We start from the raw sequence: 22,503 nt of genomic DNA, 5'->3' as shown, positions 1-22,503 counted from the left end.
CGTTGGTGCTGGCCACCTGGGGCACTACTCCTTCTCCGCCCTCGACTCAATGAATCATCCAGTATGCCTGACTTGACACACTTTGACAGAGAGGGACGGGCTCCTCGAACCGCTCTGAACTCGGCGAGCGATCATCGACCGAAAAATATTGCTCCTCTGTTCGAATGCTGTCTCGCAAACCCTCACCAGGCCCCACGAGCAGCCCACAGAGCTGAACATAAGAACTTGACAGGGAACACCACCGCCGACGAAGCCACCGCGCACGCCGTGATGAGCGAACTGCAGCGCTGGTGGGCCACCTCCGGTATCAGCACCGTCCACCGCATCCCGGGAGCGCCAGGGGTGACCGCCCGTGTCCATGCCGACCACCGACGCCCCGGCATCCAAGATTGCACTCATCGCATTTCGGTGCGGTGGGTGTAGTACCTGGTCCTCGGTCAGCGGCGCAGGACGTGGACGACGCGCTCCTTGCCCAGGATGGGGGCGTTCTCGCACCCTGCGGGGGTGACCAGGTAGGGGCCGACCCACTTGCGTGAGAAGCCCGTCGGGTCGTTCTGGTCGGGGTACGTACGCCGGCGGACGTACGAACCATTGGTGGCGGTAGACGCGGCCGGCGGTGTCCCGGGCCCCGTGATCGTCCCCGGGAGAGGGTCGAATGGACTGTAGGAGGGTGATGTAGCGGACTGGCACATGCGCCCATACCCCCCCCCGGAGCTGTTCTCGCGGGCAAGGCGAAGGACCAGGGCGCGGATCGATCGGACGGTGGGCGGGCGTCCGCGTCGCCTCGGTCTGCAGGTCGCGGCATGGCGCCGTTTGATCAGGTCGCGGTGCCAGCGCGAGATCGTGTCGGGGCGTACCAGCAGCAGGAGTTGGCGCAGCTTGTCCATCGGCAGGTGGTGGAGCAGTCCGACGAGGACTGCACGGTCGGCGTCGTTGAACACGGGCTTGCTGACCTCGCGCTGACGGACCAGCAGTCGGTGCCGCAACGCCAGGATCTCGACGTCCTTGTCCCGCTCGCTCATCGGCAGCAGGCGCAGGAGCACGAAGATGTTGGTCACGGCGAGGTAAGCCAGGCGCAGCAACACGACAGATCATGATGCCGCCCGACCGCTGTCCACGTGAACCACACGGGTGCGAGCAGCGCTGTAGCAGAAGGCCCCGTCAACGACGATCAAACTCTTGACCTGGCCGGATAATTTGTCGGCACCCGCAGGCTTGAAGGTCGTCCTCGCCCACATCCGGATCGTCCTCGGGATGGTAGCGGCCGACTCCGCTCACACGCAGCACCAGCTCGACGCGCTGCCACAACCGCCTCTCCACAACCGGACGTTCGGGCCTGAGGCCCGGCACACGACGGACGCGTCTCGCCGACCGGTGAAACTGCGCATGACAGCCTGCGGGGCCTATGGACCGACCATCAACCAGGTGACGAGCACCGCATCGATGTCCCGGTGGTACCGGTACAGCACCGAGATACCACGCCCCCGCGTCTGTTCGGTGGTGAGGCGTACGACCCGCTCCTCGATGTCGGGGTCATAGCCGGGGCGGCGATCACCCCTGTGCGGGTCCAATTCCAGCGACGCCCGGACATCCGCGACGGCCGCTCGCTCATCCCGGGTGAGTTCGGTGAGCACCTTCTCGGCCTCGTCGGAATAGTGCACGGGAGTCAACGCCCGGCCTCCGCGACCTTGCGGCGCAGCACGGCGGCGGACTCGGCGGAGGACATGGTCAGCGCGGCAACCGCCTCGGGCGTCGTGTTGCGCAGGACATAGGCCCGGTACCGGTCGGCGAGCTCCTTGACCTGGTCGAGCGGCGTGCCGGCGAGCTCAGCCTCAAAGCTCTCCAGCTCGGTCGGGATACCCAGCGAACTCAGCCCCGCCAACGCGGCACGCAGCTCAGGCAGCGTGTTCATGGGCGGCTGGTACGGCTCGCCGGAATGCACGGGTTGTGCCGTCATGTCTTCCCCTCCTCGGTCACTCGTCATACGCCTGCCACGGTACCGCTGCGGCCTGCGCAACGGTCGGTCATCCCCCGGACAAGCCCGTCCCCACTCCCCGTCGAACAGACCTGCGCGTTGGTCAGCCCACCACTGAACGAGCCCTCCCCGTTGGCGGCGAGGAACCAGCACGTAGCCCATTTCGGACACCGCAGCCTCTACCCACTGCCGATCCCCTTCGTCAGCCGACCAGTTCACTGATTTCGAACAGGTGCCCGTCGGGGTCGCGGAAGAATGCCCGGATCTCGTAGCCGCGATCCACCGGCGGGGTGAGAAAATCCGCCCCACGTGTCCGGAGGGTTTCATACACACCACGGCAGTCACGTACCCGAAAGATCAGTTCGGCGCTGACCCGGTCAGCGTCCGCGGGCGGCGCCAGGGCCACGGTGGGCTTGTCCTCGGTCGGACCACCACCCGCGACCAAGAGAATCCAGCCACCCAGCATGCTCAGCACGCACGCGGACTCGTACTCACGGTCGACGCGCGCCCCCAGCACCCCCTCGTACCACTGACGCGACGCCGCAACGTCGGAAACGACAAGCAATCGCGTCATTTCCATGCCCTCGGTCGGGAACACACTCACAGGTACAGACCTCCTCGGCACGGATCCTCGCCACTCGGGGTGGTCCTTCTCTCCCATCGTCGGGTCTTGCGCGCGTCGCGCCACCGGAGCCGGATGCGCCGGCCGACTCGCCAGTGGCGCAAGCGAGAGCCACGATGAGCAGGCGAGTGCGCCACCGTCGCCCATTCGATACGTGGAGGTCCGATCCCATGGCCGCAGACACAGCGGACGAGCCAGAGCATGGGCCCGTAAGCGTGCTCGTCTTCGGGGCCTCGCTGCGCGCCGATTCCCTCAACGGCCGACTTGCCTCACTCGTCGCCCGGCTGGTGGAACGCACGGGCGCCACAGTCGACCTCGCCCATATGCGGGAGTTCGCCATGCCCGTCTACGACGGGGACGTCGAGACGACCGAGGGACTGCCTCCAGGCGCACTGGCTCTCCATGAGCGCCTGGAGGCATGCGACGCGTTCGTGATCTCCGCCCCCGAGTACAACGCATCGGTGCCCGGAGTGCTGAAGAACGCCATCGACTGGGTCTCGCGTGTCCGGCCCCAACCATTCAAGGACAAGCACGCGCTACTCGTGTCGGCCTCGCCCTCGATGGTCGGAGGGAACCGCGGGCTATGGGCTCTCCGAGTTCCGCTGGAGCACCTTGGCACCCGCGTCTATCCGGACATGTTCAGTCTCGCCAAGGCGCACGAGGGCTTCACCGACAGCGGCGACTTGTCCGACTCCGGCCTCCAGGAGCGCCTGGCGGACGCGGCGGACTCCTTCCTGCAGCTGGTGGAGGCTGACACCCGTTATGTGTGCCTGCGACGTCGCTGGTACGAATTCCTGGGTGATCGTACGGACGCGCCGATCACCCAGCGCACCCAGGAGGATTGAACGCCTTTCACAGCCATGTCAGGCACCGGCTGTCGATGCAACCGGGCTCGCCCGCATCTGAGGCGACCCCCCGGAGTACGACGGGGATCACCTCAGTCCGTCTACGTCCGTGGATGATCCCTGTTCAGCTCCAACTGGATCCGCCAGTACACCGGCCAGGAGACCCGAGCGCCAGCCCGCGCTGTCTCCGGACGCAGCGGGCGGGCACGGGGCCTGTCACCCACGATCTCGCCCCCGATAACTGCCGAGCGACTACGGCAAGATAGGAGTCGAGGCGACCGGGCCCTGACTCGTCGAGCGGGAGCAGCGGGTTAGAGTGCCGCAGCAGCACACCGAACGGATCACCGCCAACGGCCGGAGCACGAGGTGCGGCTGGGGGCGTGGGTCTCCAACCAGAAAAGCCGCCGCGACCAGTTGAGCGCCGAGCAGCTCGCCAAGCCCCGCATGGACTGGGTGCCGGGGGGGGTGACTGGGGCTGCGAACGGTCGTTGAACCGGCGGTCAGGTGAACGGCACCAGAGTTCCAGGGCCCGGAGACAGCCCCGGGACTCTGCGCTGCCGGAGCGCCGGTTCCGCGGGCCCACCTAAGGGATCTATGTCCCATCTATCACATTTGGCGAATGTTGATGCGGGTCATCAGCGGCTTCAGGCCGTAGTCGTAGTCATACCGTTCATTCGTGATCCGCATCCCAACGACCATATTTTGTTCGTGAACCCCTTCATGCGCTGGGACATGCCGGAACCGCCCGGCGCCGGCTCCTCCGTGCCTGCCACCGGCCGTTAGTGAGTGTCTGGGAACCGTGGTGCTGGTGGCAAGGTGGGCATGCGCTCAGCTGGGAGGTGAGGGGATCGGTGCACGCCACGCCTCGTGAGGGTGATGCTCGGCGGTTCGCTGCGCTGCTTCGCTGAGACTGAGGAGGATCTCGTCCCCGCTTCTCAGGAGAAACAACATATGGCCTTCCGTGCCGTTGCCCTTGCCGAGAATCCCATCCGGCCGGGTCAGGAGCGTGGAGTCAGTCGGCTGGAGCAGGGGGCGCGATGGCCATGGTTGAGCGGCTCGGAGGCCTCTTCTTCGACGATCCGCCCGGCATGATGATCCACCGTGCTGCTGCGACTGGCCTACCTGACGGTGACGAACGCGTTCGCGGTGCTGCGCCTGCTGCCGATGAGCGAGGGGGACAAGGACGCGGAGATCCTGGCGCTGCGCCACCAGCTTGCGGTGCTGGAGCGTCAACTGGGCACGGAGAGAGGGCGGTTCACCCCGAGTGATCGGGTGTTCCTGGCGGCGTTGCTGCACCGGCTGCTGCTGGATGTGCTGCGTCGGCTGCGGCTGCTGGTGCACCCGGACACGGTGCTGCGGTGGCACCGCGACCTTCTCGCCCGCCGGCATGCCGACCAGTCGAGGCCGAAGCGCCCGGGACGGCCGCGGACCTGCGCTCCATCCGCGCCCCGGTCCTGCGCCTGGCGCGGGAGAATCCCAGTTGGGGGTATCGGCGCGTCCACGGAGAGCTGCTGTTCCTCGGGGTGAAGGTGGCTACATGTTCGCGGTGATCGAGCACGGCAGTCGCCGGATCCGGATCCCGGGCGCCACCGCGCATCCGACCGCCGCCTGGGTGGTGCAGGCCGTGAAGAACCTTGTCATGGACCTGGGGGACGCTGGCTGCCGGGCGCGGTTCCTGATCCGCGACCGGGACGGCACGTTCCCGGCCTTGTTCGACGCCGTCCTGAACGATGCGGGGATCGAGGTCGTGCTCAGCGGGGTCCGGATGCCCAGAACGAACCCGGTCATGGAGCGGTGGGTGCAGACCTGCCGGCGCGAACTACTCCACCGGACGTTGATCTGGAACCAGCGCCACCTGCTGCACGCCCTGCGGGAGTTCGAGCAGTTCTACACCTCCCACCGGCCGCACCAGGGCATCGGGAACGCCCGCCCGCTCCGTCCCCTCCCCGCGCCAATCGCCAATCGCCAATCGCCGATCCGGAGCAGATCGCCCGCCTCGACATACAACGACGCGAGCGTCCGGGCGGCACCCTCCACGAGTACCGACATACTGCGTGACCTGCGCGGATGAGATTCTCGGCAAGGGCACCGCCGAGCTTCTGCGACGCTGGCGGCCAATCGCTCCGCCGGCGTTGTCGGCCTTGCGGCGGCCCCTGCGCGGGGGACGGTTTAGCCGCGCCGTGTCGCCCTCCGGGCCACCCGCTCGGTGGTTCACCGCTCCGGCGGTGACGGTGAGGAGGCAGTACCCGGGCAGTACGGCGAGGACAGGACGAACCACTCCCCTTTGCCGCCTACGCTTCAGCCTGCGACGGCCCCGCACTCATCAGAGCGGACACCGCTCTGAACGTCCGGAGCACCGAGCCCGCCGACGTAGCAGCAGACGACAGCCGGGACACCGACATCGCTGTCGAACTCACCGTGATCGAGGTGGTCGAGTACGTCTTTTCCGCCCGGGTGACGGTCCCGGCCCGCATCGCAGCCGACCCCGGCGAACTGCATGACGGATCATCCCATCAGAGTATCCGCAGCCCCGACAGCGCCGAGGATGGCCGAGAGGAGCCCCGGGTAGCGGCGCTCCATCAGGTCGGCGCGCAGGGCGATGATGCGGTATGTGCCCTGTTTGGTCGTAGTGGTCAGCCCAGCCTCACGCAAGGTTTTGAAGTGGTAAGACGCCGCGGATGCGGTAAGGCCGAGGCCGTCGATCGCGGTTGCGCAACTGAGCGGACCTTCTCGCCACAGGCGGCGGGCAATGGCACGGCGGGAGTCGTCGGCCAAGGCGGCCAGGACCCCGCCGAGAGTCGGGACGCCGTCAGCCTCCTCCAGTGTTTCAATCACTGTTGAAGTATATCGCGGCGCCCGATAGCCTCCTTATACTTCAATGGTTATTGAAATAAGGAGCTTGCGTGTTGTACGTGCGGACGTGGGGTGATGCCGGGCGGCGGCGGGTGCTGCTGGTGCATGGCTTGACCTCCGACTCGACAACCTGGAGCGAGCTTGGGCGTGATCTGGCCCGGCGCGGCTACCAGGTGGACGCGATCGACCTGCCCGGCCACGGGCACAGTCCCCGGTGGCCCGGGTACTCGGTCGAATCCGTCACCTCTGCCTTGATCGACTGGGTGGGCACGCGCCGGTACGAACTGGCCGTCGGCCACAGCCTCGGCGGGCTGATTATCGCCGCCGCGGTGACGCGCCTGCCGATCGGCGGCGTCGTATACCTCGATCCCGCATGGCGTGCGGCACAGCCGGGCTGGTCCGAGATGTTCCGGCGGCGAAAGAATCAAACCGACGAGGACATTGCGGCGGCCAACCCTCATTGGACCGCGGCCCAGGTGGCTGCCAAGTTCGCGATGTTGCAGCGGTGGGATCCCGAGACTGTGCAGATCACCGACCGTTTCGCCGGCTGGCCGGTCACCCCGCCCGTTCGCCCCTCACTGGTGTTGCGCGCCGACCCCAGCATGACGATCACCGACGAGCACACGACTGCGCTTCGTGAGGTTGGCTACACCGTCGACACCGTCCGCAACGCCGGGCACGTCATCCACCTCGACAACTATCCCGGCATGCTTGCCGCATTGGACAGGTGGATCCCGACCACACACGAGCCTCCGGCACACCCCAACCACCCGTCCAACACCACAAGTTGACAACACCGTCTTGCGGCTGCCGGCGCTGAGGAACATGCGCGGGAAGCGTTCGAATGTCGCCTTCCCGGCCGGACGGCTCTCAGGGCGGCAGGTCCTGCTCCACCCAGATGGTCTTGCCGGTGGCCGTGTAGCGGGTGCCCCATCGCTGAGCCATCTGGGCGATGATGAACAGGCCCCGGCCGCCCTCGTCATCGGTCTCGGCGTGCCGCAGATGGGGTGAGGTGTGCCCGGTGTCGGACACCTCGCAGATGAGGGTCTGGTCGCGGATGAGCCGGACTTGGACCGGTCCGGCGGCGTAGCGGATGGCGTTGGTGACCAGCTCGCTGACGATGAGTTCGGTCGTGAACGCCAGATCGTCCAGGCCCCATGCGCCGAGCTGCTCCGTGGACGCGTTGCGTGAGTCGCCGACCATCGCGGGATCGGGAGGCAGTTCCCACACGGCCACCTGGTCCTCGGCAAGCATCCGGGTGCGGGCGAGCAGCAGGGTCGCGTCGTCGTTCGCCGGCCCCGGCAGGAGGGCCGCGACCACGCGGTCACAGAGCTCTTCCAGCGGCCGGGGCGACTGGGCGAGGGTTTCGGCGAGCAGACCGAGTCCGTTGCCGGGGCCGTCGGTGGCGGCATGGACGAGGCCGTCGGTGAAGAGCGCGAGGAGGCTGCCGCGGGCGAGCTGGAGTTCCGTGCTCTTGTACGGCAGACCGCCCACTCCCAGCGGTGGGCCGGCCGGTAGTTCCGGGTAGGTGGCGATGCCGCTGTCCGGCTGGAGGATCGCTGCCCTCGGGTGCCCGGCGCGCGCCATGGTGCACCTTCCGGACACCGGGTCGTACACCGCGAACAGGCACGAGACCCCGAGGGCCGGCTCAGCCACCGGCTTCCGGCCGGCCGCACCACGCTTCGATGCCTCCTCCCGGGCGCCCTGCCGGACCATGTCGTCCAGGCGGAGGAGGAGTTCGTCCGGGGTGAGATCGAGGCGGGCGAGGACGCGTACAGCCGTGCGCAGGCGTCCCATGGTGGCGGCGGCGCGCAGGCCGTGGCCGGTAGCCTCGCCGACGACCAGACCGACGCGCGTGCCGGAGAGCGGGATCGCGTCGTACCAGTCGCCGCCCACCCCGGTCCGGCTGTCGGCCGGAACGTAACGGCTCGCCAGCTCCACGGCGGTGTGCGGCGGCAGCCTGTCGGGCAGCAGGCTCCGCTGAAGTCGGAGTGCCGTGGTGTGTTCATGGGTGACGATCAGCATCAGTACGACGCCGATCAGCAGGGCACCGATGCCCACGACGGTCACTCCGCCCGTCCGTCCGACGATCGGAAGGTCGATGGAGGTCTTGCCGTAGCCGGGATCGGCGTAGACGTCGAAGGCGGCGTAGCAGAAGAGGAAGAGCATCATCAGCCCGCCCAGACCCGGCAGCAGGCCCTTGAACAGGAAGTCCCTGCGGCCGCGGGTGAGCACGCGCCGGTAGTACCAGACGCAGGCGAAGCCGGTCAGCCCGTAATAGAACGCGATGGCGAGGCCGATCGACCCGATGGAGTCGGCCAGGAAGTCGTGGCTGATCACCGTGAGCAGGACCATGAAGGCGATCGAGGCCAGGCCCACGCCGACGGTCGACCAGGTCGGGGTGAGGAATCTGCGGTGAACGCGGGCGAAGTGGGAGGGAAGGGCCTTGTGCGCGGCCATGGAGAAGACCGTCCGGGCCAGGGGCAGGATGGTGGTCTGGGTGGAGGCCGCCGAGGAGGTCAGCACCATGAGGATCAGCAGCTTGGCGAGGAAGATCCCCGGGCCGTGGGTGCCGAAGACGGCAGAGCCGAGCCCCGAGAGCACGTCCTCCGCGTTGTTCGTGTTGCCCAGCCCGATCCCGGAGGTGCCGACTCCGGCGAATGCCTGCACCGAGGTCGTCACCAGGGCGTAGGTGACCAGCAGCAGCACGGTGGAGATGACCGCGGCGCGGCCGGGGATGCGCGTGCTCTCGGCGGTCTCCTCGTTGACCGTGACGGCGGTGTCCCAGCCCCAGTAGATGAAGACGGCGGCGAGGATGCCTGCGGTCAGCTCCCTGGTCGAGGACACCTCGAACGGATTGAACCAGGAGGCGGAGATGTGGCTCGCCGTCCCCGGATTGCTGGTGTAGGCCTTGACCAGGGCGGTGCCGGCGAACAGCAGCAGGACGCCCACCTCGATGAGGAGGAGCCCGCTCTGGACGGCGGCCGAGATCTCGATGCCGATGTAAGAGATCGCGGTCATCACGCCGATCCAGATGACCCCGGCGAGGGTGGTCCATACCCGGTGCTCCGCGAGTGCTTCGTAGCCCAGGAGCCGGAAGCCGTAGATCCCGGCGATCTCGGCGAGGTTCGCCATGACGATGATGTCGGCGACGATGATGCCCCAGCCGCCCATCCAGCCGACGCGCGGGCCGAAGGCACGTGTCGCCCAGGAGAACGTGGTCCCGCAGTCGGCGTTGCTCGCGTTGAGTTCCCGGTAGGCGTACGCGATCAACAGCATCGGGATGAAGGCGAGCATCGTGATGATCGGCGCCTGGTGGCCGACGGTCGCCACGATGAGGCCGAGTGTGGCCGCCAGGCTGTAGGCCGGGGCGGTGGAGGCCATGCCGATGACCACGGAGGAGAACAGCCCCAGAGCGCCGGACCTGAGCCCCTTCCTTCCCGCACCCGCGTCCCGCGCGCCGGACGCGGGTGCGGGGAGGATCGCGCCGGATGCCGGCTCCTGACCGTGCTCGGGACCTTGCTCGGACGACCCCATGACCCGATCCTGCGATCACCGTCACGATCCGAGCCGGAAAGCCGCGCCGTGCGCGGGAGAACGTACCCGTTCAGCGGGGTCCGGCTGCCGTGATGGGGTTTTGCGCAGCCGTTGAGCGCCCTCTGTTACGAACATGCCGAACCAGTCAGATCCGGTACGCATAGCTTCAATCACCTTGGACGCCAAGCGCGGGCAAAGAGCGTCAATTCAGCTATGCGTAAAAGGAGTTGGGTGCGGCTCGTTCTGAGGGAGCACCAGGATCGGTACTCCCCGTGTGATGCGCTCAGGCCAGGGGCTCAGCGACGAGCTGGACGACCTCTGCGGGCCCCGCCCGGAACGCCGGGCTGGCTGCGTCGGCTTCGATCATGTGCGGGGTGGCGTCGTGTGCGGCAAGCGCCTCCTTCGACGCCCACCGCTCGATGAGAACGAAGCGGTCCGAGGTCCCGCTCACCTGGTGCATGTCGTACTGCAGGCATCCCGGTTCGGTTCGCACGATCGGTGCGAGACGCTCGAATGCAGTGACCTGCTCCTGGCCGCGGCCCGGGAGAGTAGTGATCAGGATGACGAGTTGTATCGGCTGCGACATGCGCTAGAGCCTACTTACTACCATGACCAGGCACGTTCGCTGGGTGCACGGTCACTCAGAACAAGCTGCACCCGAATCAGAAGAGCGTCGTCGATCCCTCTCTCGACATCGGCGCGGAGCCCGAGGACGGCCAAGAGGAGCACCGGCTGCTGCTCCGGTTCGCGCCCCCCGGGACTCAGTGATGGTCGCCAAGTTCATCAAGTTCCGTGTGGTCGAGCCGGAGAAACAGGACTGGATCCGCGGCTACGAAGCCGCCGCCCGCTACCAGAAGCGGGAAGGGGACTTGGAGGTGCCCTACGAGCACCTGGAAGGCGCCTACCCGCTGGGGCGGTGGCTGTCCGATCAGCGGCGCGCGCTGCGGGCCGGACAGATGGACGGGAAGCGGGCCAAGGACCTGGAAACGCTGGGGATCGTGTGGGACACCGCCGACGCCCAGTTCGCCGAGAACCTCGCAGCCGCGCGCGCCTACTTCGCGGAGGCCGGGACTTTGGCCGCGCCCCGGCACGCCACCGCGCTGGACAAGCCGGTCGGGCAGTGGCTCACCAACATCCGCAAGGCCGACGGGCTGGGCGAGGACCCCGTACGCGCCGAGCGGCGGGCTGAGCAGCTCACGGCAGTCGACAAGGAATGGAACCCCGCGGTGCTGGGGTGGTCGGTGGACTGGCAGCGCCACCACGTCGTCCTGAAGGCCCTGTTGGACGACGGGGCGCTACAGGCATCGTGCCCGGGGTGACCTACCGCGGGGACGACATCGGACGCTGGCTCACCCGCCGACAACTCGACTTCCGCCGACTCAACGAGGAACAGCAGGGTGTGCAACCGGCGGTGCAGGCCCGCACCTGGGCGGGGCGGGGCAGCGCCGCGTTCACACGGGGCCTGACCGCGCTTGCCCAGTACGTCGAACGTGAGCAACGGACCGTTGTTCCGCGCCAGCACACCGAACAGATCACCATCGACGGCCACGACCACGAGGTGCGCCTGGAGGTGTGGGTCTCGAACCAGAAGAGCCACCGGGACAAGCTGAGCGGGGAGCAGCTCGCCGAACTCGGCATGGACTGGGCGTAGAAGGCCACGGTGGCCGATACGGTCGTGGTGGGGCGGCTCCGCCTGCAGGCGGCGGGAGCGGAGCCGCCACCACGACCGTATGGGCAGCCGGCCACTCCCGCACCCACACTGACGCAGATGCCACCGGCGGGCCATCGGACCACGTCGCGGTGGGCAACTCGCCGAGCCCGCACTGGACTGGACGCAGGACAGCGGGTGACTGACACGGGCCGGATCAGGATGAGCGCACAAGGGTCCCGAGGTCGCAGCCCCGCGACCCTGCACACCCAAGACCCCCGCCGGCCGGGCCGACTGCCCGGGAATACGCGTCCAAGCCCAGCAGCGAGCAGCCCGCCGAGCCCGGCCGTCGCCGCGTACGTCACCGACGCGGCCTGTACGTCATCGTGTTGACGTACGGCACTGCTCGCAGTCCCGCTGGCCGGCCAGCTCGGCACGCCAGCGCCCGTAAATGTGCTCCGCCATCGCCCGGCCGTCGCCCTGCCCGTGGTCGATGTGCCACAGCCCGTCCTCCGCCCTCGCCCTGAGCATCGCGAGATAGCCCACACAGTGATGCGCGTAGTCGTTCCCGCAGTCCCGGACCTCCCCCGGCAGGCACACCGGCGTGTCGATAGCGCACTGCCGCAGTACCTCCCGAAGATGCAGCGCGTAGTCCTCCCACGCCTTCGTCATCCCGGAATCCGTCGTGAGCGTCGTCGTGCCCTGCCCAACGAGCCCAAGCGGCCCCCGGCAACACCGACAACGGGTGACAACCCGCAGTTGCCGGTGACCATCCGCCTCACGGTCCTTCCGGCCCGAAAGGGCCGAGGACCATGTCGTTGCCGGGCACGTAGTACTCGTACGCATCAGTCCACTCCCCTCTCCAGCCCGGCCGTCCCAAGTCGCGCTCAGCGTCGGCCAGGACGAGTACGGCCCGGTTCCACTGCACCGCGGCCACACCAACGGCCGCCGTCACATCCCGCGCAGCGAGCCAGGCGAAAGGTGGAGGAACGTGAGTCCGAAGGTCTCCGCCTGCCGTCGCGCTCAGATCTGGATGCAGCCCAGGGGAACAGCACCCCTGTAGGCGTGGACGGTGACGGTGGTGCTGTCCAGCTTGATCAGAACGAGGGCGATGATCGACCCGTCGGGCGCGCGGACCACCGTGCCCGTTCGGACGGCGTTCTGCGGGGTGACCAGGACGGTCCCGCCATGGTCACACCCGGAGACGATGCGGACGACCCGCAGTTGGGCCTCGCTGGGGGCGGGAGCGTGCCCGTAGGGCGGGGGCAGGAGCGAATCGGCAGGCGCCTGCGGGTCGTCGTGCGGGGGGTCGAGTCCTTGGACCTTAGGCACCTCGGCGGCCCGGCTGAGGACTGTGCCGCAGACGCTGAGCGTCCTGATCGCCTCGTGGGTACGCGGTTGCGTGGTGCTGCAGCCTGCTCCAGCCACAAGCAGTGCTGCGGCGGCCGTGAGCACGGCGCGGGCGGGTACGCCGTGCTCACGGCGCAGAGCGGTCGTACTCAGTGGCATTTCTCCGATTTTCCGTAGTCCTGCCAGGTCGTGGTGAAATTGCCGCCCGTACCGTCGAGCGGGCCGACGGTCGAAAGGAACTTGGTCTCCTTGCAGTCCGTCATCGGCGTGTTCTGAGGCTGCATCTGGCCGGCGTAGAAGCCGCTCGTAGAGCCGCCCTCCGTGAGCTGTCCTCCGGCGTTGGTGATCTTTTCGTTTCCGTACTTCACCAGCGGTGTGTACTTGCACGTGTTCTGCGAGCCTTCGCAGGTGCGTTCGACGATCCACTCGGACTGCGAGCCGGTCGGCCCGTTCACCGGCTGGGAGATCGAGCCGCCCTTGCCGGTGGACATGTTGTACATGGTGAAGGTCGCGTTGTGGGTGGTGGTGTCGTAGGACACGTCGACCAGCATATGGTCACCGGGGCGCACCGGGAGGTTGCTGATCCGGATCTCGTACTCACCGGGCACGATCTCGATCCAGGCGTAGTAGCGCTGGGTGTGGAACAGACCGCCCAGGAAGCTGTACTGGACCGATTCGGTCCCGGCCTGGACCAGCTTGTCGGCGTCGCTTCCGACTCCGATGCCCGGCCAGATGGTGACGTGCGCGTTGCGGTCGCCGGAGTGCGAGGCGTCCGGGACGTCCCACTCCATGCTGGCATCGCTGTAGGTGCCGGTGCCGCGCGGTGTCCCGGTCTGGTAGCCGCTCCAGTTGGGCTGACAGTTGGTGTTCGGGAGTGCGCAGACCTGCTGGGGGGTGTCCGCGGACCGAGCCGGCCGACTCTGCGCTGACCTCGGGCCGTTGGTGAGCGTGGTTGCGGAGCAGTCGAGCGACGTCAGCCATTGGACCTTGCTGTGCGCGATCTTCCGCAGCACCGGAGATCTGTCGGCGGTCCTTTGGGCCTGCGGCATGGAGGCCGGAAGCAAGGCGGAGGCGCCGTACTTGGCGACACCGGCGGCGGACGGAACGTTGAGGCTGACGCCGGACGGGCAGCCGCGCGCGGCTGCGGCTGGCGGCGTCTGCGCGGTGGGCGGAACCGGGACCGGCGTCGGCTGTGCGGCAGTGGCGGATGGCCCGCCCGTGCCAACCGCCAGGACAGTCGCGGCGCATACTGCTGCCAGCGTGGACAACTTGCGTAACCTGAACAAACTGAACTCCCCCGTATCGCTGCCTGTCTTCAACGGCAGACGCGGAACGTGCTCATGACAACGCGTCAGGCTGTCATGACTTCCTGGTAGAGCCAAGGGGGCGGGAATGTGTAATGGGCATTTCAGGCCATGAGCCTTTTCAGTATGGCCACTGATGGGCCTTGCCCCAAGGTCGGGTAGTTGACGTATTTCCGCTGGTGGCAAGGGGGTTCAGTGTCGATCGGTACGCGGGCAACGGGGCTGAGCTGATCAGGTAGTCCGCCAAGACTGGTGATCGCCGAGGAGCCCCGCTGCCCGCGTACCGTTGCACCTTGCCGCCCCCTCTCTGACGACGGTCTCCCGCGAGTTCACCGTGGCCGCTGGCCGGTTCGCACCGAGCCATCCAGTGAGCCGGTCCGGTCATGGCCTGTGGGGCTCGAAAAGTCATTGCGGCAGGTCAAGCTACGTACCGGTACTGGGTTCGCCCAGCTGTCGTATGGCCAGGCCCGCGCCCTGCTCGATGAGCACACTGCCGTCGGTGGCACGCCGGGCATCGGGTGGGAACTGCATGAATGGCGACACTCCGGTCTGACTCGCCTCGGCGAGGCCGGGGCGGGCCTCCTCATGTTGATGGCGAAGTCGTGGCGCAAGAAGCCGGAGAACGTGCGCCGCTACTTCAAGCCGTCCCCGGAGGGGATCGCCGAACTTACGAGCTTGCATGCGCCGGGCGACAGCGGCAGGTGAGGCTGTCGCCGAGGACCGCCCGCGCCCCGGCAAGGCCCACTGGCCCGCCTTCGTGGATTCAGGGGAATCGGGGATTACCGCGTTGGCTCCACAGGATGACCGAGCTTCTGACACGGGACCATTCCCGGCTGGACATGCCTCCTCACATCATCGTGCGGCATTCGTCGACGGACTGGGCGATCATCCGGTACAGCTCGAAGCCCAGGTCCTTTCCAGCCGCGTCGAAGAGTTCGGGGTAGAAGCCGGGAAAGGTGTTCTCGTCGACGATGATCGGCATGCCCTGGTGGAGGATCATGTCGAAGCCGATGATCTGCGCTCCCAGTGCCTTCTGCGCCTGCAAGGCCAGTTCGACATGCCCCGCCGACACCTCGCACAGGTCGACCTCACCGCCCGCTCCAGCAGCAGCGTCTCGTCGGCGGATCCCGGCGCCACGGCCGCCAAATAGCCTGCGGCATCCCGCAGTGTGGAGAAGTCAGTCATCAATGAGGACCACACCTTGGCCGAAGCAGCCGAGGCGAGGCTTGAGCAGGGCCCGACCCCACTCGGCCAGAACGGGCTCAACAGCGCTCACGTTGCCCTGGTGCAGCAGGACGGTGTCGGGCACCCGCACCCCGGCGCGTTCCAGCAGCAGGTGAGAGCGGTACTTGTCGACGCCGGCCGAGAAACTCTCCGGGTCGACGACTACCCGTGTGTCGTGGCTGAGCGTCCGCAGCGCCTCGAGGTGGTAGCTGCCGGGCCCGCGGTCGATCTGCGCGTACCAGACATACAGATCAAGCTCGTTGAGGCACCCCCCACCGTGATACACCCTGCCGCCCCGGACGTGGGTGCGGTCGATGTTCAGGTACTGCAAAGCCACCCCACGTATCGCTATGCGGGCCGAGGGTGGGCCTTGCCTCCTTCTCCTCGGGTCTCTGGGCTGACGTCCGACGGCCCAGAAGTTCGGGCTCGAAGAGGTCGTCCGCTCCGGGCATGAGGTCGGCGGGGTGGATGCCGAGGCGGCGGGCGAGTTCGAGCAGGACGCGGACGGGCAGGACGCGGACGGGCAGGACGGGGAGTTCTTCGAGGTCGATCTGGCGCTCGTGGACGCCGAGGAGGTCGGCGAGCTGCCATCGCCTCGCACCTCGGCTTCGGCCGCTCCACCCTCTACCGGACGCTGTTCGCGTACGACGAAGCCATCGCCACCGGCCGCGAGCCCGGCAGCCCCAACGAGGAGCCGGCGCACTGACAAAACCCTGCGTCGCACTGACATCTGCTCTGCGCACGACAACCGGCTCTCTCCGTCCGGTGCGGCCCGGGCAGCCGTCCGTAGGATCGGCAGATGACCAGACGCCCGCCTCCGCCTCCCTCCTCCGTGGCCTTCGACGTGCCCGACGGACACGGCGTCATCGAAGTGACCGGCGACGAGAGTGGCAGCCTGCTCCTGCTCGCTGGTGATCCGGTGTTCCTGGAGGCCAGCGACGGCTGCGGCAGCATGGGCTGGCTTGCGGCGCGCGCGGGCATTGGCGGCCCCGGGCTCTGCGAGGTCAAGTACCTCACCGAGTGGCTCAGCGCCCCCGGCCTCGTGCCCGATCCGCGTACCGGCCAGGCCGAACCCCCGGATCCCGAATGCCTGCGCCCGCTGCTGTCACTGCTCGCCCCCGGGCGGTACGTGATGAAGGCCGCAGTCGCCCCGCACCACCTGCGGATAGTCCACCCGCGCGCCCTCCAGGTCCAGAGCTGGTACGCCGACGAAGAGCTCGCACTGGCGACCACCGACACGTGGCCGCCCCGCGACCACAGGGCGGTGCGCGGCTACCGCGACCGTATCCGCGCCAGGGGCGACCTGCCGACGCTGGTCGCACTGTTCCCCACCCCCGAAAGCCCGGTGGGCTACCTCCTCGACGGACACCACAAACTCGCCGCGTACCAGCAGACGGGGGCCCGCCCTCTGATCATCAGCCTGACCCCCCAAGTGCCCCGCCCCCTCAGGCGCGACGACCTCGACCGGGCCCGGGCGACGTTCTCCGACGACGCGCCCCGGCATCAGAGCGACACGCTGGGCAGGGTCTTCTCCTCCATGCGCGCGGAATCCGTCTGACTCACCTGGGCACTGTGGCCCTCCTCGCGGCCAGTGCCCGTTCCCCGTGCGGGATCTTCGCCTCCCCGCTCGTCCCGTCGCTGTAGCGGATGGTGCAAACCTGCCCCGGCTGGGCTGGGCACTGCGTACACGGAATCTCGATCCAGGCCACCGCCGGGTCGGCACCCGCAGCGATGCGCCCACTCAGACCGTGGCCGCGGGGACCGGGAAACGCGCTGATCACACCGCTCCCGGCGGAGCGGGCCGACCCCGCGCAGGTCCTGATCCAGTACAAGGGCCAAGGCACGGTCGAACGCCGCTACGCGGACTTCAAGGGCCCGCTCGCGGTCACCCCGGTCTTCGTCCAGCACAACCGCCGCGCCGCCGCCCTGATCCAGGTCACCTGTCTGGCACTGCTGGTCCCCAGGGCCTGTCTGACCTGGCGTTCGATCAGGCATCGGAGCAGACCATGGTCGGGCTCTACCCGGACAACCGCCGGGTCCGGCCCACCGGCGGATGATCCTCTACCACCTCGGCAAGCTCAACCTACGGATCGGGAACGACCGACCCGCCGACCGTCCAGATCACCCGAGGCGTCCAACTCCACCTCCTCGAACCCCTCGACACCGACATCGGACAAACCCGCTGGCCACAGACCTGAACCGGTGACGAAGTACGAGTCTAGCTAGGCGTCCGCGGCGGGGGAGGCAGCCGGCTTCGGCGGCGGCGGGATGCCCGGCTACCGCCCCCCTGGAGGGGACCTTCCTCGGTGGCTGCCTGTTCTCCGGCCGTGCGGCGGCACGGACTACTGCGTAGCGCACCGGGGCAACCGGTAGGGGCGCGGGACTTTAACGCTTGACGTAGACGCTGTCCATGAAGTCGACGATCTGCTGGTCCGTCAGCCGGTTGCCGTCGCGGTGACCCATCGCCAGGTCCGCCTCGCTGATCATGCCGACCAGCTTGTCGTCCTTGATCACCGGCATTCGGCGGATCTGGTGCTGGCTCATCTTCCGGAGGACGGTGTCCATGCCGTCCTCGGCACGGACGCAGTGCAGGTGACCACCGAGTTCCATCGCCTTCATCATCGACGGGTCCTTGCCCTCCGCGATACATCGCGTGATGATGTCGCGGTCGGTGATGATCCCCCTGAGCTTCTGGTCGTTGCCACAGATCGGCAGGGCGCCGACGCCCATGTCACGCATCATCTTGGCCGCGTCCATGAGCGTCTGGTCCTCGCGGATGCACTGAGCCCCGGCATGCATGATGTCATTGGCAGTGATCACGGGTAATCCTCCTTGGTGGCTCCGGTACGTCGATCCCCGCGGGACCGGCTCGGAGCGAAGTGTGATGACGTGGTCACCATAAGCAGCGGTTCGATGGCCCCGCACGCCAAGGGGCCCTGTCCCGGTGGCGGCCTGGACGGGTGCGGCAGAATCAGGGCAGGCGGGAGCTGCACGGTACGCGGGCTGATCAGCAGACCAACGGCCTGCGGCCCCGGCGCCTCGGCCCCGTCCTTCTCGGCAGCGGCCAGCCACCGCCACACCGCCCGTTCCTCCACACCCAGCGCATCCGCTGCCGACCTCACATGCCCGGTAGTGAGGTTCCCCTCACGGCGCAGAGCCAGCAGCCGGCGCACCGCCGGCCCCCGCAACGCCCGAACCGACTCGGCCGACAGATCAGCGTCCGGGCCACCACCCGACCCCGCCAGCCGGCATGTTTCCTGATCCACCCGCCGATCACACCAACCCCCGGGCCCGCCCGTGGATCAGAACTCACGAAACTGAGACAGCGTCACCCCACCTGCGACAAACGCCCAGGACAGCGATCCCACACCGATCTCTCACCTCAATGACAGTGACCCCACGCCCCGAAACAGTCCCCGAACAGCATCAACACACCAAAGCCCACCGTCTCTCACACCACTGCCCCGAAACCGAGAGATCGCATCGGGGACTCGGAACCTCAGGCCGAACTCCGCCGACGCCAAAGGGTGTCGTAGTGGCTTTGTACGCGAGATTGGGTCGACAGCAGTTGTTCACCACTTCGGTAGGCACCGCTGCTGGCGTCTGTTCGAATGGGTGGCGTGGCCTGCCAGGGACGCGACCCGGCCGTGCGACGTTGCGCCGGTGCCCCGCCCTGCTAGCCCGGGAGGTTGTGCTTGAGGGTGACAGGAGTGGCCTGTTCGGGCCGTGTTCCGAGCATGACGGAGGGATCCACGATGGATGACAGCCTGGCCGACATGGCCATCGCGCACCAGCCGCAAGACGCGGTGCTCACGGTCGAGGAAGCAGCCCTGGCCGAGGAGCTGGAGGGCAGGCCGGCGCCCTTGTCTGACGAGACCGTCTGACCAGGCACGTGCAGGGGAAGGACGGCCGCAGCCGCGGACCTGGTGGCGAAGACGCCCGGCAGGCCCCCTTCCCACCGCCTGCCGCGGGCAGGGCGCCGCCGGGTGCCGTGGTTGTGGAGGCGGCAGCCCACAGCCTCGGGCTGCGCCCGCAGTGGCACCTGCAGGCTTGCCTTGACCGAGTCCTGTCCGTGTGGCGCTGCGACCTGGCGGACACTGACGGCAAATGCGTTGCCGATGGGGTCGGGAAGGGCCATACGGACGGCGAGGCCCGACTCCGGGCTCTGGCCGAAGCGTTGGAGCGGTTCCTGGCGAGCCCGGCCGGGCTCGATGCGGCCCAGGTCCACTTGGTGGCGGCCGGGCAATTGGCCGCCGGTGAGCTGGCCGACGAGGCAAACGCTGCACTTCTGGCCAAGCGCCCGACCAGGAAGTGGCCTGCCTGACCTACCGGTCGCTCCACGCAGGCACGGACACCACGAGCATCCCGCTGTATCTCGGCGCCCCCTGGTACGCGCAAGCGGCCGGCCGCCCGTATCGGGATCGACTCAACGACAGGGCCGACTACACGGCCCTGTCGAGATACTCGGTCGCCTCCGGGTACGCACTGGCGCCCACCGCGGTGCAGACCACCGTCCACGCGCTACTGGAGACGGTCGAGAGGGACGCCTGCTCGATGCTGATCATCGGCGCGCTCCTCGCAGGCCGGCCGCCCGCGGTCCTCGCCCCGGCCACCCTCCCTGACGAACTCGCCGCTCTCCGTACCCGGGCCGAACGCGAAGCAGCCAGGCGCGTGTACCTCATCGACGCCACCAGCGACCTCGCCATCCCCACGGTGCTCGCCTACGTACCTCCGACCTCCTCAAGCACCTATCTGCGAGGCCAGGCCGCCGCACTCACCTTCCACGAGGCCGTGCAGGGGGCGCTGTGCGAGCTCCTGGAATCGACCGCGGCGCCGCCATGAGCCGACGGTGTCCGTGCCGCTCGCGCTCCTTTCGCCCTACCCTGCGCTGCATCGGTGCGGGGCGGTTCGACCTCACCCCCACTCTCCGGCAGGCCGACAGGAGTCCGTTCCAGGACGAACCAGCACCCCACGAGCCAGCACGACAGCTTGGCCGCCTGCTGGCCTGCCTTGAGGCCCAAGGGTTTACCGCCTATCAACGGCACCTCGCCTCCCTGCCCGGCGAAGCCAGTGCCGTCCATGTCGTAGTGCCGGGACTCGAGCGCTTCTTCGCCATCGTCAAAGGTGCCCTCATCCTCCCAGGCCCCCGCGGCCTGGCGACCGCGCACGGGGCGTGACCGGGCAACTCGCCCTGCCGTCACCGACCCGGACCTCCTGCCCGCGTGACAGATCCAAGCCCCGGCACGCGGCTGCGGCGCGTGGACAACCGCCGCATGGACTACCTGCGTTCGCTGTTCGGCGCCTTCTGTCCGGACGAGGCCGAGGTCGAGGTGCGCTGCATGGTCGTCTGCTCACTGCGGATCGGGGAGCACTTCATCGCCGCCGACCACGGTGGTCTCAGCCGTGCGGAAGTGATGAAACTGACCAGGAAGTGGCTCCTGCGGTAGCTGTACGCCACCACCTACCGGGCGGCGCTCGCACCACCGGTCACCGACTCCGCCGGCAAGGACCTCTTCCCGCTGCGACCCGGGGAGATCGTGCTGCCCGCCACGCCCCAAGGCCAGCACCTGAAGACGGAGTTGAGCCGGACGGTCACCGTCGAGACCACCCGCTACGTCGCCCGGGGCAGGGAACCGGTGACTCCGCCCACGCGCGGGGCGTCGGACTGTACGACCCCAGCTGACAGATGGACGGCCTGGACGCCGCGTACAACGATGACGCCACCGTGCTGCCCTGGGCGGCGGCCAAGGCCGGCATGGGCACCGCACATGGATCAGAAGCACCGTTTCCGTGACAGTGAGGCACCCGGGGGTGCACCAGCCCATGACAGCAGCACCCCCCAGTACCATTCCCATGTCAATGACGTCCAGGTCAACCACTCACAACACCAGCACAAACCAACCAACCTGACGGGCCATCACTGACACCAAACCGGCGCATCGCAGATGCGACAGTTCTGTGACGCAGCTCACCAGGAAAGGGTGACAGAGCGTTGTCGCGGACGGCTGCGACTGTCGACAGCATGACGATCACAGACGAGGACTGCCTCGCCGAGACTCTGAAGTTCAACGAGCGTTTTGCCGCCGCTGCTGCGAGCCGCCCGGCTCGCGAAGAGATGCCGGACGCAACCCTGCTGGCCGCCCTGCGGCGCAACCGGCTCGCTGGCGACACGCCACCAGTGAGACTGCCGCAAGGCCAAGACCGCGTTGTCGCGGGCGGGGCGACAGTCCGGGCGTTCGTACCCGACCACGTCGACGGCGTGTACCTGCACATCCACGGAGGCGGCTGGGCGTTCGGCTCCGCAGACGGGCAGGACGAGAGGCTGTGGCGACTTGCCGAGCAGGCACGACTGGCCGTGGTCAGCGTGGAGTACCGCCTCGCGCCGGAACACCCGTTCCCCGCCGGGCCCGACGACTGCGAAGCGGCCGCCCGGTGGCTGGTGGACCACGCCGCAGCCGAGTTCGGCACTCAACGGCTGCTGATCGGTGGTGAGTCGGCCGGTGCGCACCTGAGCGTCGTAACCCTGCTGCGCCTTCGCGACCGGCACGGCATCACCGGCGCATTCCGGGCGGCCCACCTGCTCTTTGGCCCCTACGACCTGTCGATGACACCAAGCCAGCGATCATTTGGATCCCGGCGGCTGCTGAGCAATACCGACACGCTGCGAGGCAGTTATGGGCTGTTCACACCGGCAATGGAGGCGGAACAGCGCCGCGATCCCGAGGTCTCACCGCTGTTCGCCGACCTGGCCGGCCTGCCGCCTGCCCGGATCGTCGTCGGCACCGAGGACCCGCTGTTGGACGACTCACTGTTCCTCGCCCAACGATGGCAGGCAGCAGGTGCGCCTGTGCAACTCGGTGTCGTCGCCGGCGCAATGCACGGCTTCACCCTGTTCCCACTGACCATCACCGAGCGGGAACTACGGCGCGAGCAGGACTTCCTGTCCACCACGGGAAGGTAGCGTCAACAGCGTGAACCGCACTGCTCGGCTCTATGCGCTGGTGGACGAGCTGCGGGGGGGGGGGGGGGGGGGGGGGGGGGGGGGGGGGGGGGGGGCGCGCGGGGGGCGGGGGCGGGGGGGGGCGCGGGGGGGGCGCGGGGGGGGGGGCGGGGGGGGGGCGGGGGGGGCGGGGGGCGTGGGAGTG

26 protein-coding genes and 2 pseudogenes are annotated in these 22,503 nt (G+C 68.2%); 14 read left to right on the top strand and 14 right to left on the bottom strand.

The window, feature by feature from the left end; genetic code table 11:
- Positions 1–63: 63 nt before the first annotated feature.
- Positions 64–423 (top strand): DUF6207 family protein, encoded by a 360-nt coding sequence (locus tag ACIBK6_RS41160; RefSeq protein ID WP_399058418.1) that lies wholly within the window; start codon positions 64–66, stop codon positions 421–423.
- Between the two features lie 281 nt (positions 424–704).
- Here ACIBK6_RS41160 and ACIBK6_RS41155 read toward each other — a convergent pair.
- The 4 genes and pseudogenes from ACIBK6_RS41155 to ACIBK6_RS41140 all read right to left on the bottom strand — a co-directional run.
- Positions 705–1,085, bottom strand: a pseudogene (locus ACIBK6_RS41155) (integrase); the annotation flags it as partial.
- Positions 1,086–1,403: 318 nt separating this feature from the next.
- Positions 1,404–1,661 carry a hypothetical protein gene (locus ACIBK6_RS41150; protein WP_399058416.1) on the bottom strand — a complete coding sequence of 86 codons (258 nt, stop codon included), beginning with the start codon at positions 1,659–1,661 and terminating at the stop codon, positions 1,404–1,406.
- A 5-nt stretch (positions 1,662–1,666) separates the two neighbouring features.
- Positions 1,667–1,957 carry a hypothetical protein gene (locus ACIBK6_RS41145; protein ID WP_399058414.1) on the bottom strand — a complete coding sequence of 97 codons (291 nt, stop codon included), beginning with the start codon at positions 1,955–1,957 and terminating at the stop codon, positions 1,667–1,669.
- Positions 1,958–2,177: 220 nt separating this feature from the next.
- Entirely contained in the window at positions 2,178–2,579 is a 402-nt protein-coding gene (locus ACIBK6_RS41140) for a VOC family protein (protein WP_399058412.1), read from the bottom strand.
- Positions 2,580–2,767: 188 nt separating this feature from the next.
- On the opposite strand from ACIBK6_RS41140, the gene ACIBK6_RS41135 reads away from it, so the two are divergent.
- The 3 genes from ACIBK6_RS41135 to ACIBK6_RS41125 all read left to right on the top strand — a co-directional run bounded on the left by ACIBK6_RS41135 (position 2,768) and on the right by ACIBK6_RS41125 (position 5,513).
- On the top strand, positions 2,768–3,442 hold the full coding sequence (locus tag ACIBK6_RS41135; RefSeq protein ID WP_399058410.1) for an NADPH-dependent FMN reductase: 675 nt from the start codon (positions 2,768–2,770) through the stop codon (positions 3,440–3,442).
- A 1,101-nt stretch (positions 3,443–4,543) separates the two neighbouring features.
- A complete protein-coding gene (locus ACIBK6_RS41130; RefSeq protein WP_399058408.1) occupies positions 4,544–4,969 on the top strand; it encodes a hypothetical protein in 426 nt (141 codons plus the stop codon).
- 10 nt (positions 4,970–4,979) lie between these two features.
- Positions 4,980–5,513: an integrase core domain-containing protein gene (locus ACIBK6_RS41125; protein WP_399058406.1), complete on the top strand. Its 534-nt coding sequence runs from the start codon at positions 4,980–4,982 to the stop codon at positions 5,511–5,513.
- Between the two features lie 227 nt (positions 5,514–5,740).
- Here ACIBK6_RS41125 and ACIBK6_RS41120 read toward each other — a convergent pair whose 3' ends face one another.
- Both ACIBK6_RS41120 and ACIBK6_RS41115 read right to left on the bottom strand, forming a co-directional pair.
- Positions 5,741–5,941, bottom strand: a complete 201-nt coding sequence (locus ACIBK6_RS41120; protein ID WP_399058404.1) for a hypothetical protein — start codon at positions 5,939–5,941, stop codon at positions 5,741–5,743.
- Between the two features lie 6 nt (positions 5,942–5,947).
- Positions 5,948–6,277, bottom strand: coding sequence for an ArsR/SmtB family transcription factor (locus ACIBK6_RS41115; RefSeq protein WP_399058402.1), 330 nt, complete (start codon positions 6,275–6,277; stop codon positions 5,948–5,950).
- A gap of 68 nt (positions 6,278–6,345) precedes the next feature.
- Here ACIBK6_RS41115 and ACIBK6_RS41110 point away from each other — a divergent pair, with 68 nt between their 5' ends.
- Complete coding sequence (locus tag ACIBK6_RS41110) at positions 6,346–7,086, top strand: alpha/beta fold hydrolase (protein WP_399058400.1); 741 nt, start codon at positions 6,346–6,348, stop codon at positions 7,084–7,086.
- A gap of 79 nt (positions 7,087–7,165) precedes the next feature.
- On the opposite strand, the gene ACIBK6_RS41105 is transcribed toward ACIBK6_RS41110, so the two are convergent.
- Together ACIBK6_RS41105 and ACIBK6_RS41100 are read right to left on the bottom strand one after the other, a co-directional pair.
- Positions 7,166–9,832, bottom strand: coding sequence for a SpoIIE family protein phosphatase (locus ACIBK6_RS41105; RefSeq protein ID WP_399058398.1), 2,667 nt, complete (start codon positions 9,830–9,832; stop codon positions 7,166–7,168).
- A gap of 283 nt (positions 9,833–10,115) precedes the next feature.
- Complete coding sequence (locus tag ACIBK6_RS41100) at positions 10,116–10,418, bottom strand: putative quinol monooxygenase (protein WP_399058396.1); 303 nt, start codon at positions 10,416–10,418, stop codon at positions 10,116–10,118.
- Positions 10,419–10,599: 181 nt separating this feature from the next.
- On the opposite strand from ACIBK6_RS41100, the gene ACIBK6_RS41095 reads away from it, so the two are divergent.
- A complete protein-coding gene (locus ACIBK6_RS41095) occupies positions 10,600–11,151 on the top strand; it encodes a helicase associated domain-containing protein (RefSeq protein WP_399058394.1) in 552 nt (183 codons plus the stop codon).
- Positions 11,148–11,483, top strand: coding sequence for a Helicase associated domain protein (locus tag ACIBK6_RS41090; RefSeq protein WP_399058392.1), 336 nt, complete (start codon positions 11,148–11,150; stop codon positions 11,481–11,483). The genes ACIBK6_RS41095 and ACIBK6_RS41090 overlap by 4 nt, the downstream gene beginning before the upstream one ends.
- Positions 11,484–11,861: 378 nt before the next feature.
- Here ACIBK6_RS41090 and ACIBK6_RS41085 read toward each other — a convergent pair whose 3' ends face one another.
- The 3 genes from ACIBK6_RS41085 to ACIBK6_RS41075 all read right to left on the bottom strand — a co-directional run bounded on the left by ACIBK6_RS41085 (position 11,862) and on the right by ACIBK6_RS41075 (position 13,843).
- Complete coding sequence (locus ACIBK6_RS41085) at positions 11,862–12,152, bottom strand: hypothetical protein (RefSeq protein WP_399058390.1); 291 nt, start codon at positions 12,150–12,152, stop codon at positions 11,862–11,864.
- Between the two features lie 351 nt (positions 12,153–12,503).
- Positions 12,504–12,989 (bottom strand): hypothetical protein, encoded by a 486-nt coding sequence (locus ACIBK6_RS41080; RefSeq protein WP_399058388.1) that lies wholly within the window; start codon positions 12,987–12,989, stop codon positions 12,504–12,506.
- On the bottom strand, positions 12,980–13,843 hold the full coding sequence (locus tag ACIBK6_RS41075) for a G1 family glutamic endopeptidase (RefSeq protein ID WP_399058386.1): 864 nt from the start codon (positions 13,841–13,843) through the stop codon (positions 12,980–12,982). The genes ACIBK6_RS41080 and ACIBK6_RS41075 overlap by 10 nt, the downstream gene beginning before the upstream one ends.
- Positions 13,844–14,569: 726 nt before the next feature.
- Between ACIBK6_RS41075 and ACIBK6_RS41070 the strand changes: the two are divergent.
- Positions 14,570–14,839: pseudogene (locus tag ACIBK6_RS41070) on the top strand (site-specific integrase); the annotation flags it as partial.
- 142 nt (positions 14,840–14,981) lie between these two features.
- On the opposite strand, the gene ACIBK6_RS41065 reads toward ACIBK6_RS41070, so the two are convergent.
- Complete coding sequence (locus tag ACIBK6_RS41065; protein ID WP_399058385.1) at positions 14,982–15,206, bottom strand: hypothetical protein; 225 nt, start codon at positions 15,204–15,206, stop codon at positions 14,982–14,984.
- Positions 15,207–15,311: 105 nt separating this feature from the next.
- Entirely contained in the window at positions 15,312–15,695 is a 384-nt protein-coding gene (locus ACIBK6_RS41060) for a RimK family alpha-L-glutamate ligase (RefSeq protein ID WP_399058383.1), read from the bottom strand.
- Positions 15,696–16,157: 462 nt separating this feature from the next.
- Here ACIBK6_RS41060 and ACIBK6_RS41055 point away from each other — a divergent pair, with 462 nt between their 5' ends.
- On the top strand, positions 16,158–16,916 hold the full coding sequence (locus tag ACIBK6_RS41055; RefSeq protein ID WP_399058381.1) for a hypothetical protein: 759 nt from the start codon (positions 16,158–16,160) through the stop codon (positions 16,914–16,916).
- Between the two features lie 827 nt (positions 16,917–17,743).
- Here ACIBK6_RS41055 and ACIBK6_RS41050 read toward each other — a convergent pair.
- Positions 17,744–18,178, bottom strand: a complete 435-nt coding sequence (locus ACIBK6_RS41050; RefSeq protein ID WP_399058379.1) for a CBS domain-containing protein — start codon at positions 18,176–18,178, stop codon at positions 17,744–17,746.
- Between the two features lie 935 nt (positions 18,179–19,113).
- Between ACIBK6_RS41050 and ACIBK6_RS41045 the strand changes: the two genes are divergently transcribed.
- The 5 genes from ACIBK6_RS41045 to ACIBK6_RS41025 all read left to right on the top strand — a co-directional run bounded on the left by ACIBK6_RS41045 (position 19,114) and on the right by ACIBK6_RS41025 (position 22,319).
- The gene (locus ACIBK6_RS41045) at positions 19,114–19,242 is read left to right on the top strand and encodes a hypothetical protein (protein WP_399058377.1); all 129 of its coding nucleotides are present in this window, start codon (positions 19,114–19,116) and stop codon (positions 19,240–19,242) included.
- 113 nt (positions 19,243–19,355) lie between these two features.
- Positions 19,356–19,682: a hypothetical protein gene (locus tag ACIBK6_RS41040; RefSeq protein ID WP_399058375.1), complete on the top strand. Its 327-nt coding sequence runs from the start codon at positions 19,356–19,358 to the stop codon at positions 19,680–19,682.
- Entirely contained in the window at positions 19,670–20,200 is a 531-nt protein-coding gene (locus tag ACIBK6_RS41035; RefSeq protein ID WP_399058373.1) for a YcaO-like family protein, read from the top strand. The genes ACIBK6_RS41040 and ACIBK6_RS41035 overlap by 13 nt, the downstream gene beginning before the upstream one ends.
- A 380-nt stretch (positions 20,201–20,580) precedes the next feature.
- Positions 20,581–20,805, top strand: a complete 225-nt coding sequence (locus ACIBK6_RS41030) for a hypothetical protein (protein ID WP_399058371.1) — start codon at positions 20,581–20,583, stop codon at positions 20,803–20,805.
- Positions 20,806–21,380: 575 nt separating this feature from the next.
- Positions 21,381–22,319 (top strand): alpha/beta hydrolase, encoded by a 939-nt coding sequence (locus ACIBK6_RS41025; protein WP_399058369.1) that lies wholly within the window; start codon positions 21,381–21,383, stop codon positions 22,317–22,319.
- The last annotated feature ends 184 nt before the right edge of the window (positions 22,320–22,503 follow it).

Source organism: Streptomyces sp. NPDC050485 (genome assembly GCF_044458185.1).
GTDB lineage: Bacteria > Actinomycetota > Actinomycetes > Streptomycetales > Streptomycetaceae > Streptomyces.
This window is presented reverse-complemented; position numbering and strand designations above follow the sequence as displayed.